Source organism: Noviherbaspirillum pedocola (assembly GCF_016632335.1).
Classification (GTDB): Bacteria; Pseudomonadota; Gammaproteobacteria; order Burkholderiales; family Burkholderiaceae_D; genus Noviherbaspirillum_A; species Noviherbaspirillum_A pedocola.
Genome location: NZ_JAEPBG010000001.1, coordinates 908,282 through 922,818 on the forward strand (window position 1 = coordinate 908,282; position 14,537 = coordinate 922,818).

At 63.9% G+C, this 14,537-nt stretch carries 13 protein-coding genes; all 13 read right to left on the reverse strand.

What is annotated here, in order from left to right; translation table 11 throughout:
• Positions 1–4: 4 nt before the first annotated feature.
• Positions 5–655, reverse strand: a complete 651-nt coding sequence (gene hisG, locus JJB74_RS04115; protein ID WP_200590514.1) for an ATP phosphoribosyltransferase — start codon at positions 653–655, stop codon at positions 5–7.
• Positions 652–1,902 carry a UDP-N-acetylglucosamine 1-carboxyvinyltransferase gene (gene murA, locus JJB74_RS04120; protein WP_200590515.1) on the reverse strand — a complete coding sequence of 417 codons (1,251 nt, stop codon included), beginning with the start codon at positions 1,900–1,902 and terminating at the stop codon, positions 652–654. Before murA ends, hisG begins: the two co-directional genes overlap by 4 nt.
• Complete coding sequence (locus JJB74_RS04125) at positions 1,902–2,138, reverse strand: BolA family protein (protein ID WP_200590516.1); 237 nt, start codon at positions 2,136–2,138, stop codon at positions 1,902–1,904. The genes murA and JJB74_RS04125 overlap by 1 nt, the downstream gene beginning before the upstream one ends.
• 41 nt (positions 2,139–2,179) lie before the next feature.
• Positions 2,180–2,935, reverse strand: a complete 756-nt coding sequence (locus tag JJB74_RS04130) for an ABC transporter permease (protein ID WP_200590517.1) — start codon at positions 2,933–2,935, stop codon at positions 2,180–2,182.
• Entirely contained in the window at positions 2,932–3,837 is a 906-nt protein-coding gene (locus JJB74_RS04135) for an ABC transporter ATP-binding protein (protein ID WP_200590518.1), read from the reverse strand. Before JJB74_RS04135 ends, JJB74_RS04130 begins: the two co-directional genes overlap by 4 nt.
• 160 nt (positions 3,838–3,997) lie before the next feature.
• Positions 3,998–4,249, reverse strand: a complete 252-nt coding sequence (locus JJB74_RS04140; RefSeq protein ID WP_200590519.1) for an STAS domain-containing protein — start codon at positions 4,247–4,249, stop codon at positions 3,998–4,000.
• Positions 4,250–4,257: 8 nt separating this feature from the next.
• Complete coding sequence (locus JJB74_RS04145; RefSeq protein ID WP_200590520.1) at positions 4,258–4,899, reverse strand: MlaC/ttg2D family ABC transporter substrate-binding protein; 642 nt, start codon at positions 4,897–4,899, stop codon at positions 4,258–4,260.
• Between the two features lie 46 nt (positions 4,900–4,945).
• Entirely contained in the window at positions 4,946–5,851 is a 906-nt protein-coding gene (locus JJB74_RS04150) for an MlaA family lipoprotein (protein WP_200590521.1), read from the reverse strand.
• Complete coding sequence (mlaD, locus tag JJB74_RS04155; protein ID WP_200590522.1) at positions 5,848–6,354, reverse strand: outer membrane lipid asymmetry maintenance protein MlaD; 507 nt, start codon at positions 6,352–6,354, stop codon at positions 5,848–5,850. The genes JJB74_RS04150 and mlaD overlap by 4 nt, the downstream gene beginning before the upstream one ends.
• 20 nt (positions 6,355–6,374) lie before the next feature.
• Positions 6,375–7,157 (reverse strand): lipid asymmetry maintenance ABC transporter permease subunit MlaE, encoded by a 783-nt coding sequence (gene mlaE / locus JJB74_RS04160; RefSeq protein WP_200590523.1) that lies wholly within the window; start codon positions 7,155–7,157, stop codon positions 6,375–6,377.
• Positions 7,154–7,957, reverse strand: a complete 804-nt coding sequence (locus JJB74_RS04165) for an ABC transporter ATP-binding protein (RefSeq protein WP_200590524.1) — start codon at positions 7,955–7,957, stop codon at positions 7,154–7,156. Before JJB74_RS04165 ends, mlaE begins: the two co-directional genes overlap by 4 nt.
• A 306-nt stretch (positions 7,958–8,263) precedes the next feature.
• On the reverse strand, positions 8,264–9,727 hold the full coding sequence (locus tag JJB74_RS04170; protein WP_200590525.1) for a glutamate synthase subunit beta: 1,464 nt from the start codon (positions 9,725–9,727) through the stop codon (positions 8,264–8,266).
• Between the two features lie 63 nt (positions 9,728–9,790).
• On the reverse strand, positions 9,791–14,476 hold the full coding sequence (locus JJB74_RS04175) for a glutamate synthase-related protein (RefSeq protein WP_200590526.1): 4,686 nt from the start codon (positions 14,474–14,476) through the stop codon (positions 9,791–9,793).
• Positions 14,477–14,537: the final 61 nt, after the last annotated feature.

A 14,537-nucleotide genomic window follows, 5' to 3' on the forward strand; every position in this document is an offset into this window, starting at 1 on the left:
GTCTTTATGGGTTCGATGCCTTGGCGAAGGCGTCCAGAATCGGTTGCAGCCGCTCGCGCTTCAATTTCAGCGCGGCCTTGTTCACGACCAGGCGCGAGGAGATGTCCATGATGCGCTCGACCTCGACCAGCCGGTTCGCGCGCAGCGTGCTGCCGGTGGAGACGAGGTCGACGATGGCGTCCGACAGGCCGACCAGCGGCGCCAGTTCCATCGAGCCGTACAGCTTGATCAGGTCCACGTGCACGCCCTTGGAAGCGAAATGCTGGCGCGCGATCTGGGTGTACTTGGTCGCCACGCGCAGCCGCGCGCCCTGGCGCACCGCGCTGGCGTAATCGAAGTCGGCCGGCACCGCGACCGACATGCGGCACTTCGCGATGTTCAAATCGATCGGCTGATACAGGCCTTCGCCGCCGTGCTCGAGCAGCACATCCTTGCCGGCCACGCCAAAGTCGGCAGCGCCGTATTCCACGTAGGTCGGCACGTCCGACGCGCGCACGATGATCACGCGCAGATCGGCGTCGTTGGTCGGCAGGATCAGCTTGCGCGAGGTTTCCGGATTCTCGGTGACGGTAATGCCGGCCGCCTGCAGCAAGGGCATCGTCTCCTCGAAGATGCGGCCCTTGGACAGGGCCAGCGTCAGCTGGCGCGTGCTCATTTGACCCTCTGGATATCGGCGCCGACCGCGGACAGCTTGGCTTCCATGCGGTCGTAGCCGCGGTCGAGGTGGTAGATGCGGTCGATCAGGGTCTCGCCCTCGGCCGCGAGGCCGGCGATCACCAGCGAAGCCGAAGCGCGCAGGTCGGTCGCCATCACCGGAGCGCCGATGAGTTTATCCACGCCATCGATGATCGCGGTATGACCTTCGATGCTGATCGAAGCGCCCAGGCGGTTCATCTCCTGCACATGCATGAAGCGGTTTTCGAAGATGGTTTCGGTGACGCGGCTGTTGCCTTCGGCGATGGCGTTGATCGCCATGAACTGCGCCTGCATGTCGGTCGGAAAGCCCGGGTATTCGGTGGTGCGGAAGCTCACCGCCTTCGGCCTGGCCGCCATCTGCGCACGGATCCAGTCCGGCCCCGTCGTCAGCACCACGCCGGCTTCACGCAGCTTGTCGAGCGCGACGTCGAGGATGTCGGTGCGCACATTGGTGAGCGTGACATCGCCGCCGGTCGCGGCCACGGCGCACAGGAAGGTGGCGGTCTCGATGCGGTCCGGGATCACCGAGTGCGATGCGCCATGCAGCGCCTCCACGCCCTGGATCACCAGGCGGTCAGTGCCGATGCCATCGATCTTCGCGCCCATGGCCACCAGCAGGTTGGCCAGGTCGCTGACTTCCGGCTCGCGCGCCGCGTTTTCCAGCACGGTTTCGCCTTCGGCCAGCGTGGCTGCCATCAGCAGGTTTTCGGTGCCGGTAACGGTGATCATGTCGGTCACGATGCGCGCGCCGCGCAGCCGCTTGGCCTTGGCATGGATGTAGCCGGCTTCGATGCGGATATCCGCGCCGAGCGCGCGCAGGCCCTTGATGTGCTGGTCCACCGGGCGCGAGCCGATGGCGCAGCCGCCGGGCAGCGACACCCAGGCTTCGCCGAAGCGCGCCATCAGCGGCCCCAGCACCAGGATCGCGGCGCGCATGGTCTTGACCATTTCATACGGCGCTTCGAGCTTGTCGATGCGACCGCCATTGAGCGCCACGCGCTCGCCGTCCTGCTCCACGCGCAAGCCCATCTGCTGCAACAGGCGCAGCATCGTGGCCACGTCCTGCAGCTTGGGCACATTGGAAAGATGCAGCGTATCGGCCGTCAAAAGGCCGGCGCACAGAATGGGCAGCGCGGCGTTCTTCGCGCCGGCGATGGCGATATCGCCAGACAGGCGCTTTCCGCCCTTGATCAACAGCTTGTCCATTATTGCGAGAACTCTTCCGGGGTCAGCGTCTTCATCGACAGCGCATGGATTTCTTCACGCATGCGATCGCCCAGGGCCGCATACACCAGTTGATGACGCTGGATAGGGCGCTTGCCGGCAAAAGCCGGCGACACGATGACCGCGGTGAAATGCTGGCCGTCGCCTTCCACTTCGAGGTGGGTGCATTCCAGGCCGGCGGCGATATAGCTCTTCACGAGCTCGGGGGTGGGCAACATGATTTTTGCCTTGGATAGATTGGTGAGTTGCGAACGCATCGTCAATGACGCAGCTTGTAGCCGCTTTTCAGCAGATGAATGGCGATGCCGGCCAGCACGATGAAGAAGATTGCCACGATGGCGAAGCTGGTGGTCGGCGGGACGTCGGACTGTCCGAAGAAGCCATAACGAAAGCCGTCAATCATATAAAAAAACGGATTTACGTGCGATACCGCAAGCCAGAAAGGTGGCAGCGAGTGGATGGAATAGAACACTCCGGACAGGAATGTTGCCGGCATGATCAGGAAATTCTGGAAGGCGGCGAGCTGATCGAATTTTTCCGCCCAGATGCCGGCGATCAAGCCCATGGTCGCGAGGATGGCTGCGCCGAGCAATGCGAAGATCGCAATCCACCATGGCGCGACGAAGGACAGATGCGCAAACCACGCGGTGATGATGAACACGCCCAGTCCCACCGCGATGCCGCGCACCATGGCCGCCAGCACATAGGCGGAGAAGATCTCCCAGTGCGACAGCGGCGGCAGCAGCACGAATACCAGGTTGCCGGTGATCTTGGACTGGATCAGCGAGGAGGAAGAATTCGCGAAGGCGTTCTGCAGCACGCTCATCATCACCAGGCCCGGCACCAGGAAGCCGGTGTAGGTCACGCCGGGATAAATCTCCACCCTGCCCTGCAGCACATGCCCGAAGATCAGCAGGTACAGCATCGCGGTGACGACGGGCGCGGTCAGCGTCTGCGTCGCCACTTTCCAGAAACGCAGGATCTCCTTGTAGAACAGCGTGGAAAAGCCGGTCATTTATTGCCATCCATGATTTCGATGAACACATCTTCCAGGTCGGCCTGGTGCAGCTGCATCTCTTCGATCAGCGCGCCTTCCTGGCGCAGCGTCGCCAGGATCGGCTCGACATCTGCGTATTCGCTGATGCGCAGCGCATAGGTATTGCCATTGGTCGGCGCATGCGCGAGCAGGGGCTTGAGCGATTCGGGCAACTGCCCCTGCGCCAACCGGATTTCCAGCTGCGAGCCCGAGATGCGACGGATCAGCGCCGACGTGGTATCCAGCGCCACCACCTTCCCGCCGCGCAGCATCGCGATGCGGTTGCACAGCGCCTGCGCCTCTTCGAGATAGTGCGTGGTCAGCACCACGGTATGGCCTTCGCGGTTCAGGCGCGCGATGAACTTCCACAGCGTCTGTCGCAGCTCCACGTCCACGCCGGCGGTCGGCTCGTCGAGCACGATCACGGGCGGCTTGTGCACCAGCGCCTGCGCCACCAGCACGCGGCGCTTCATGCCGCCGGACAGCGCGCGCATGTTGGCGTCGGCCTTGTTGGTCAGGTCGAGGTTGTGCATCACCTCGTCGATCCAGGCGTCGTTGTTCTTCAGGCCGAAGTAGCCGGATTGCATGCGCAGGGTTTCGCGCACCGTGAAAAACGGATCGAACACCAGTTCCTGCGGCACCACGCCGAGGTGGCGACGCGCCTGGCGGTAATCCTTCACCACGTCGTAGCCCATCACCGACACGCTGCCCGAATCGGCACGATTCAGTCCGGCGAGTATGGAAATGAGGGTGGTCTTGCCAGCGCCGTTCGGGCCGAGCAGCCCGAAGAATTCGCCTTCTTCGATGGCGAAGGACACGCCGCCGAGCGCCTGCAGTGAACCGTAGCGTTTCTTTACGTCGTTGATCTGTATGGCTGCCATGCTGGCTGGGTCTTGTTCAGAAAAGAGCACCGGCGGACAGAGCCGCCGGCAAAAGAGGGTCGATTATAGGGGATTTCCTGCGAAGACCTTGGAAGGCCGCAGGGTGGGTGAAACCCACCATCCGGTCGATCTCGCGCAGACCGCGTGGGCTTCACCCACCCTACAACAAGCCCGCCACGCCGTAGAGCTGCGCCAGACTATGCAAACTCTCCGGCGCATGGGCAATGACGAGTTCCGAGCCACTGGCACGGGCGGCGCGCTTCCACGCCAGCACCAGCGCCACCGCCGAGGAATCGACCGCCGTCACGGGCGACAAATCGAATTCGCGTTGCCCGGCGGCGATGGCGGAAAGGCCCTCGGCCAGCGCGGCGCGCGCGTTGGCCAAAGTGAGACGATCAGGGACTTGCATCATCGCCACGATCAGGAAGACTTGCCCGCCGGGCGCAGGCCGCCGGCGGCGAGGCGCTTGTTGCGCTCGGCCAGCGTATTGATCAGGCCGTCGATGCCGCCCTTGCTGATCTCGCTGGCGAAATTGCCCTTGTAGGTTTCCACCAGCCAGGCGCCAAGCACGTTGAGGTCATAGATCTTCCAGCCGTCGCCCGTCTTGGCCAGCCGGTAATCCAGCTCGATCGGCTCGCCGCGCGGCTGCACCACCTGCGAACGCACGACCACGGTGCTGCTGGACGGATCGTTGCGGGACGGCTTGAACTCGAGCTGCTGGTCGCGGATCTGCGCGATCGCGCCGGCATAGGTATAGATCAGCAGATCGCGGAATTCCGAAGACAGCCGGTCCTGCTGCTGCGGCGTGGCTTCGCGCCAGTAGCGGCCGGCGGCCAGCGCGGTCATGCGCTTGAAGTCGACATAGGGCAGGATCTTTTCCTGTACCAGCTTCAACACCTGCTGCTGGTTGCCGCTCTGGATGCTCTTGTCGTTCTTGGCCGCATCCAGCACATCGGTGCTGATGCGCTGGACAAAGGCTTCCGGCGATTCCTGCGCCTGCGCCGCGCCCATGAAACCCGCCATGACGACGGGCAGTATCAATGCAAACAGTTTCCTGAACATAGCGTTTCCTTTGTTGATGGCCGGGCGGATCGCGCCCGGCGCTGCATTACCGGGAGGGGACAGCGGCGGGTTCGGGAATGAACGCAGGCTGGCTGCCCGAGTTCGCCGGCGCCGCCGGCGCCTTTTCCTGTTGGAGCTCAACCGCCGGGGCGGGTTCCGGAGAAGGCTTGGCCGCAGGGGCATTCGTTGATGAAGGCTTGTCCGTTTTCGACTCGGCATCGAAGTCTTCGGGCAACGAATAGTCGTCCGCGCCCTGCCCCTCACGCTCGCGGCCGCTGTTGATCTTGTTCGCACGGCGCTGCAGATAAGCGTCGCGGATGAATTCATAGCGGTCCAGCGCGGCTTCCTCGACCAGGTTCGATGCGTTCAGCACGCCGGCGCGCAAATCGATGATGCGAAGCGCCGAGCCGGTATTGCGGGTCCAGACCGGGTCGACATAGCGCCACGGATCGGCGGCGTAATCCGCCGGCAGCGCCGCGGTGTCGCGCACCGTCGACGAGCCGAGGAAAGGCAGCACCACGTACGGCCCCGCACCCACGCCCCAGACGCCGAGCGTGGCGCCGAAATCCTGCTTGTGTTTCTGCAAGCCGGCTTCACTGGCGATATCAAGCACGCCGAACAGGCCCAGCGTCGAATTCACCGCCACGCGCATGATGTCCGACACGCCGTCGGCACCCTTGCCCTGCAGCAGGTTGTTCATCGCGGTCCAGACGTCGGCGAGATTGCCGAAGAAGTTGTACACGCCGGTCTGCGCGAACGAAGGCACGGTGTTCTTGTAGACGGTCGCCACCGGCTTCAATGCGTACTGGTCGACCTTGTCATTGAAACTGAACACCGTGCGATTGAACGGCTCGAGCGGATCGGCCGGATTGCGGTTCGGCCCGGTGGCGCAACCGGCCAGCGCCGTTGCCAGCGCGATCGGCGCCGCAAGACGCCATGCTGCATGCCTCATTTCTTGTTGCCCTCACTCGCTCCCTGGGCGCCGCCATTGCCCGGACTTCCTTCTGCGGCCTTCGAAAACAGGAACTGGCTGATCAGGTTTTCCAGCACGATCGCCGACTGTGTCATCTCGATGCGGTCGCCCTGCGCCAGGTTGGCGGTGTCGCCGCCCGGTTCCAGCCCGATGTATTGCTCGCCGAGCAGGCCCGAGGTCAGGATCTTCGCCGAGGTGTCTTTCGGGAACTGATACTGGCTCTGCAGCTCAAGCATCACATCCGCCTGAAAGGTCTTGTTGTTGAGCGCAATCGACGCGACCCGGCCGACCACCACGCCTGCGCTCTTGACCGGCGCGCGCGCCTTGAGGCCGCCGATGTTGTCGAAGCGGGCGGTAACGTCGTAGGTCTTGCCGAAGGACAGCGAGCTCATGTTGCCGGCCTTCAGCGCCAGAAACAGCAGCGCCGCAGCGCCGAGCACCACGAACAGTCCGACCCAGATATCAAGAGATTTTCGTTGCATATGCGTAATCCTGGTTGCTTCTATTTATTGAACATCAGCGCGGTGAGCAGGAAATCCAGCCACAGCACGGTCAGCGAGCCGATCACCACGGTGCGCGTCGTTGCGCGCGATACGCCCTCCGGCGTCGGACTGGCTTCATAGCCTTGGTACAGCGCAATGAAAGTGACCGCCACGCCGAAGACGATGCTCTTGAGCACGCCATTGGCGATGTCCTGCCAGATATCGACGCCGGCCTGCATCTGCGACCAGAAGGCGCCGGAATCCACGCCGATCAGCAGCACGCCGACCACGTAGCCGCCGACGACGCCGACCGCGGAAAAGATGGTCGCCAGTATCGGCATCGCGATCACGCCGGCCCAGAAGCGCGGCGCCAATACCCTGCCCATCGGATCGACCGCCATCATTTCCATCGCCGCGAGCTGCTCGCCTGCCTTCATCAGACCGATTTCCGCGGTCAGCGAGGTGCCGGCGCGGCCGGCGAAGAGCAAGGCAGTGACCACGGGGCCGAGTTCGCGCGTCAGCGACAGCGCCACCAGCACGCCCAGCGCCTGTTCCGAGCCGTACTTGGCCAGCGTGTAATAACCCTGCAGTCCGAGCACGAAGCCGACGAACAGGCCCGAGACCGCGATGATCACCAGCGAGTAATTGCCGATGAAGTGAATCTGGTCGGTCACCAGGCGCAGGCGGCGCAGCAGGCTGCCGGAACTGCGCAGCAGCGTCAGAAAGGTGCGTGCGCCAAAACCGAGATTGACCACGAACTCGCGCACCGCGCGGCCGATGGCCTCGAGGAAACGCGCAATCACGGCCGGCCTCCCAGCCCGAGGTCTTCGGCGAGAGATTTTCCGGGATAGTGAAAAGGCACCGGCCCGTCGCTCTCGGCATGCACGAACTGCTTCACATACGGGTCGGTGGAATCCATCATCTCGCGCGGCGTACCGTGGGCGACGATGGCGCCGGCGGACAGGAAATACACATAGTCGGCGATCATGAACGACTCGTGCACGTCATGCGACACCAGGATCGAGGTCGAGCCGAGCGCGTCGTTGAGACGGCGGATCAGGTTCGCGGTCACACCCATCGAAATCGGATCGAGCCCGGCAAAGGGTTCGTCATACATGATCAGTTGCGGATCCAGCGCCACCGCGCGCGCCAGCGCAACCCGGCGCGCCATGCCGCCGGAAATCTCGGCCGGCTTCAACTCTGCCGCATTGCGCAGGCCGACCGCTTCGAGCTTCATCAGCACCAGGTCATGGATCAGCTCCTCGGGCAGGTCGGCATGCTCGCGCAGCGGAAAGGCGACGTTCTCGAACACCGTCAGATCGGTAAACAGCGCGCCGTGCTGGAACAGCATGCCCATCTTGCGGCGCATGCGGTACAGCGCGGCGGTGTCATTGGTGCGCACCGGCTCGCCATCGACGCTGATGCTGCCGCGCTGCGGCGCCAGCTGGCCGCCGATCAGGCGCAGGATAGTGGTCTTGCCAGAACCGGAGCCGCCCATCACGGCGACGACCTTCCCGCGCGGGAAGTCCATCTGCAGCCCCGAAAGTATGGGCCGCTCGCCATAACCGAAATGCAAGTCGCGGATTTCTACTAGGTTGGGCACTGGAGGTATTTTTTTTGGAAAGACGTGATTGTAGAGCAGAAAGCGAAAATGCCTGCGGCGGTGCGTCATCCGCTGCAACGCAGATGAGCGCTTGAAGAGGCGGCCGCCACAAATTGTAGGTTGGGCTGCCAAGCCCAACAGGTTCGCGGCCCGCGATTGCCATGTTGGGCTTGGCAGCCCAACCTACGAGCTACGAGCGTCCTGGCGCGCCTTCCTGTCCACGCGCCAATAAAAAAACAGGCCGGAGCCTGTTTTCGAATGAGCGCGGCATGCGCTTGCAATCGCATGCCGCGCGATCCGCTCTTATTAGCGCGGCAGAACCGACGAACCCATCAGGTATTCATCGACGGCGCGGGCGCACTGGCGACCCTCTCTGATCGCCCACACCACCAGCGACTGGCCGCGGCGCATATCACCGGCGGCGAAGACCTTGTCCACCGAGGTGTAATAGGCCTTGTCGCCTTCGGTAGCGGCGCGCGCGTTGCCGCGGGCATCCTTCTCCACGCCGAAGGCATCGAGGATGCCCTGCACCGGCGACACGAAACCCATGGCCAGCAGCACCAGGTCGGCCTTGAGCTCGAACTCGGAATTCGGCACTTCGACCATCTTGCCGTCCTTCCATTCGACGCGCGCGGCGATGAGCTTCTCGACCTTGCCGTTCTTGCCTTCCAGGCGCTTGGTCGCCACCGCCCAGTCGCGGTCGCAGCCTTCCTCGTGCGAGGACGAGGTGCGCAGCTTGGTCGGCCAGTACGGCCACACCAGCGGCTTGTTCTCGGTCTCCGGCGGCTGCGGCAGCAGTTCGAACTGCACCACCGATGCGGCGCCGTGACGGTTCGAGGTGCCGACGCAGTCCGAACCGGTGTCGCCACCGCCGATCACGACCACATGCTTGCCGGTGGCCTTGATCTGGTCCTTGAGCTTGTCGCCGGCATTGACACGGTTCTGCAGCGGCAGGAATTCCATCGCGTAGTGCACGCCGTCGAGCTCGCGGCCCGGCACCGGCAAGTCGCGCGGCTGCTCGGCGCCGCCGGTGATGATCACTGCATCGAAGTCCTTCTGCAGCTGTTCCGGCGAGATCGTTTCCTTGGCCAGGTTCATGATCTTGGCCGGGAAGTCCTTGCCGACCAGCACGCCGGTGCGGAATGTCACGCCTTCGGCCTTCATCTGCTCGACGCGGCGATCGATGTGCGACTTCTCCATCTTGAAGTCAGGAATGCCATAGCGCAGCAGGCCGCCGACGCGGTCATTCTTCTCGAACACGGTCACGTCGTGGCCGACACGCGCGAGCTGCTGCGCCGCGGCCATGCCGGCCGGGCCGGCGCCGACGACGGCGACCTTCTTGCCGGTCTTGGTTTCGGCCGGCTGCGGCACGACCCAGCCGTTTTCCCAGCCCTTGTCGATGATGAAGTGCTCGATCGACTTGATGCCGACCGGATCGCTGTTGATGCCCAGCGTGCATGCCGCCTCGCAGGGCGCGGGGCAGATGCGGCCGGTGAATTCCGGGAAGTTGTTGGTGGAATGCAGATTCTCCAGCGCTTCGCGGTAGGTGCCGCGATACACCATGTCATTCCAGTCCGGGATGATGTTGTTGACCGGGCAGCCGTTGTTGCAGAACGGGATGCCGCAGTCCATGCAGCGCGCGCCCTGCACCTTGGCCTGGTCGTCGCTCAGGTGGAGCGTGAATTCCTTGTAGTGCCTGATCCGCGCGTTCGCAGGCTCGCTTGCCTCTTGCAGACGCTGGAATTCCAGAAAGCCGGTTACTTTACCCATTGTGTGATCTCGCCTCGAAGCCGCGCGGCGGCCATGCGCCGCGCGGGTAACTATGTGGATTGCTTATGCTGCGACCTTGTCCTTGGACTTCGCTTCCCGCGCCGCGGCAAGCTCGCCCAGGGCGCGCTTGTACTCGGTCGGGAACACCTTGACAAACTTGGCGCGGGCATTGGCCCAGTCGTCCAGGAGCGCGCGGGCGCGGGTGCTGCCGGTGTACTTGAAGTGGCGCTCGATGAGTCCCTTCAGGATCGCCTCGTCGGCTTGCCCTGCGCCATTGCGCTGCAGGCTGTGCCACACCGCGCGCGGCATCGCTTTCTCCTGCTCGGCCGCGGTCAACACCGGCTCCAGCGCCACCATCGACATGTTGCACTTCTTCGCGAAGTCGCCGTCGGCGTCATACACATACGCCACGCCGCCCGACATGCCTGCCGCGAAGTTGCGGCCGGTGTTGCCCAGCACCACCACGGTGCCGCCGGTCATGTATTCGCAGCCATGGTCGCCGGTGCCTTCCACCACGGTGACCGCGCCGGAGTTGCGCACCGCGAAGCGTTCGCCGGCGACGCCGCTGAAGAACGCTTCACCCGCAATCGCGCCGTACAGCACGGTGTTGCCGATGATGATGTTGTCGACCGCGCGGCCGCGGAACTCGGTGTTCGGGCGCACGATGATGCGGCCGCCCGACAGGCCCTTGCCGACATAGTCATTGCCCTCGCCCACCAGGTCCAGCGTGATGCCATGCGCCAGGAACGCGCCGGCCGACTGGCCCGCGGTGCCCTGCAGCTGGATATGGATGGTGTCGTCCGGCAGACCCGCATGGCCATAGCGCTTCGCCACTTCACCCGACAGCATGGTGCCGACGGTGCGGTTCACGTTCTTCACCGGCGAGATGAAGGACACGCGCTCGCCCTTGTCCAGCGCTGGCCTGGCTTGCGCGATCAGCTTGTGATCGAGCGCGTTTTCCAGCGCATGGTCCTGGAACTCGGCCTGGTACAGCGGGGTGGCGTCGCGCAGCTGTGGCTGATGGAAGATGCGCGTGAAGTCCAGACCCTTGGCCTTCCAGTGGGTGACCGCCTTCGACTTGTCGAGCAGGTCGGTGCGGCCGATCAGCTCGTTGAAAGTGCGGATGCCCAGCTGCGCCATGATCTGGCGCGCTTCTTCGGCGACGAAGAAGAAGAAGTTCACCACGTGTTCCGGCTTGCCCTGGAACTTGGCGCGCAGCACCGGGTCCTGCGTGGCCACGCCCACCGGGCAGGTGTTCAGGTGGCACTTGCGCATCATGATGCAGCCTTCGGCCACCAGCGGCGCGGTCGCGAAACCGAGCTCGTCGGCGCCCAGCATCGCAGCGATCACGACGTCGCGGCCGGTCTTGATCTGGCCGTCGGTCTGCACGCGGATGCGGCTGCGCAGGCCGTTCAGCACCAGCGTCTGCTGGGTCTCGGCCAGGCCCAGTTCCCAGGGCGTGCCGGCATGCTTGATCGAGGACAGCGGCGACGCGCCGGTGCCGCCGTCATGGCCGGCGATCACGACGTGGTCGGCCTTGGCTTTCGCCACGCCCGCAGCCACGGTGCCCACGCCGACTTCGGAGACCAGCTTCACCGAGATCGATGCCTGCGGATTGACGTTCTTCAGGTCATGGATCAGCTGCGCCAGGTCTTCGATCGAATAGATGTCATGGTGCGGCGGCGGCGAGATCAGGCCCACACCCGGCACCGAGAAGCGCAGCTTGGCGATGTACTCGGACACCTTGTGGCCAGGCAGCTGACCGCCTTCGCCGGGCTTGGCGCCCTGCGCCATCTTGATCTGGATCTGGTCGGCCGACACCAGGTAATCGGCGGTCACGCCGAAACGGCCCGATGCCACCTGCTTGATTTTGGAACGCAGCGAATCGCCTTCCAGGAGCGGCAGATCGACTTCGACCTGGTCCTTGCCGATCACGGAAGCCAGGGTCTCGCCCTTCTTGATGGGGATGCCCTTCAGCTCCATGCGATAGCGCGCCTCGTCCTCGCCGCCTTCGCCGGTGTTGGACTTGCCGCCGATGCGGTTCATCGCGATGGCCAGCGTCGCATGCGCTTCGGTCGAGATCGAGCCGAGCGACATCGCGCCGGTAGTGAAGCGCTTGACGATTTCCTTGGCCGGTTCGACTTCGTCCAGCGGGATCGCGCGGGCCGGGTCGAGCTTGAACTCGAACAGGCCGCGCAGCGTCATGTGGCGACGCGACTGATCGTTGATGATCTGCGCGTATTCCTTGTAGGTGCTGAAGTTGTTGGCGCGCGCCGAGTGCTGCAGCTTGGCGATCGCGTCCGGCGTCCACATGTGGTCTTCACCGCGCACGCGGAAGGCGTATTCGCCGCCGGTGTCCAGCGCATTGGCCAGCACCGGGTCGTTGCCGAAAGCCAGGCGATGCAGGCGCAGCGCTTCCTCGGCCACTTCGAACACGCCGATGCCTTCCACGTTGGACGCAGTGCCCTTGAAGTACTTGTCGACCAGTGCCTTGTTCAAACCGATGGCTTCGAAAATCTGCGCGCCGCAGTAAGACATGTAGGTCGAGATGCCCATCTTGGACATCACCTTCATCAGGCCCTTTCCCACCGCCTTCTGGAAGTTGTAGATCGCCTTGTCGGCCGACAGGTCGCCCGGCAGGCCGCGCGCCAGGTCGCACAGCGTATCCATCGCGAGATACGGGTGGATCGCTTCGGCGCCGTAGCCGGCCAAGAGCGCGAAGTGATGCACTTCACGGGCCGAGCCGGTTTCCACCACCAGGCCGGTGGAGGTGCGCAGGCCCTTGGACACCAGGTGCAGATGGATGGCCGAAGTCGCCAGCAGCGCCGGAATGGCAACGTTCTGCGCATTCAGGTTGCGGTCGGAGATGATCAGGATGTTGTGGCCGGAACGCACCGCGTCCACGGCTTGCGCGCACAGCGAGGCCAGGCGCGCTTCAATGCCTTCCTTGCCCCAGGCGACCGGGTAGCAGATGTCCAGCTCATGCGAGCGGAACTTGCCGCCGGTGTGGGCGCTGATGTTGCGCAGGCGCGCGATGTCGCTGTAGTCCAGGATAGGCTGCGACACTTCCAGGCGCATCGGCGGGTTGATGTTGTTGGTGTCGAGCAGGTTCGGCTTCGGGCCGATGAAGGACACCAGCGACATCACCATCGCTTCGCGGATCGGGTCGATCGGCGGGTTGGTCACCTGCGCGAACAGCTGCTTGAAGTAGTGGTACAGCGTCTTGTTCTTGTTGGACATGACCGCCAGCGGCGAGTCGTTGCCCATGGAGCCGGTGGCTTCCTCGGCCTGCACCGCCATCGGCGACATCAGGAACTTCAGGTCTTCCTGGGTGTAGCCGAAGGCTTGCTGGCGGTCCAGCAGCGCCTGCTCGGAATTCTGCTCGCTCTTTTCCGCGGCCAGGTCGTCGAGCTTGATGCGCACCGACTCGATCCACTGCTTGTACGGCTTGGCGTTGGCGTAGGTGTCCTTCAGTTCCTTGTCATCGATGATGCGGCCGGCTTCCAGGTCGATCAGGAACATCTTGCCCGGCTGCAGGCGCCATTTCTTGATGATCTTGGATTCCGGAATCGGCAGCACGCCGGATTCGGAAGCCATCACCACGAAGTCGTCATCGGTGACGATGTAGCGCGCCGGGCGCAGGCCGTTGCGGTCCAGCGTGCCGCCGATGTGGCGGCCATCGGTAAAGGCCATCGCGGCGGGGCCGTCCCAGGGCTCCATCATCGCGGCATGGTATTCGTAGAAGGCGCGGCGGTTGTCATCCATCAGCGTGTGGTTTTCCCACGCTTCCGGAATCATCATCATCATCGCCTGGGCGATCGGATAGCCGGCCATGACCAGCAGCTCGAGCGCATTGTCGAAGCAGGCGGTGTCGGACTGGCCTTCATAAATCAGCGGGAACAGCTTCTTCAGGTCGTCGCCCAGCACGGCGGACTTCATCACGCCTTCGCGCGCGCGCATCCAGTTGAAGTTGCCCTTGACGGTGTTGATCTCGCCGTTGTGCGCCAAGAGGCGGTACGGGTGGGCCAGCGGCCACTCGGGGAAGGTATTGGTGGAGAAACGCTGGTGCACCAGCGCCAGGGCGGACACGCAGCGCGCATCCTGCAGGTCCTTGTAATACAAGCCGACCTGGTCGGCCAGCAGCAGGCCCTTGTAGACCACGGTGCGCGCCGACATCGACGGCACGAAGAACTCCTTGCCGTGCAGGAGATTCAGCGCCTGGATCGCATGGCCGGAGGACTTGCGGATCACATACAGTTTGCGCTCCAGCGCATCGGTGACCATGATGTCCTGGCCGCGGCCGATGAAGATCTGGCGGATCACCGGCTCTTTCGCGCGCACCGTCGGCGACATCGGCATGTCGACATCGATGGGCACATCGCGCCAGCCGAGCACGACCTGGCCTTCGGCCAGCACCGCGCGCTCGATTTCCTGCTCGCAGGCGATGCGCGAAGCGCTTTCCTTCGGCAGGAACACCATGCCCACGCCGTATTCGCCGACCGGCGGAAGATTCACGCCCTGCTTGGCCATCTCTTCGCGGTAGAACTGATCCGGGATCTGGATCAGGATGCCGGCGCCGTCGCCCATCAGCTTGTCCGCGCCGACCGCGCCGCGATGGTCGAGATTCTTCAGGATCAGCAGTCCCTGCTCGACGACGGAATGACTCTTGACGCCCTTGATGTGGGCGATGAAACCAACGCCACAGGCGTCGTGCTCATTGCGGGGATCGTATAGACCTTGCGCGTGCATGGGGATTCTCCACTGCTTTAACAAATGAGCCTGAAGAATAGTCGATCACCGTACGCGGTTC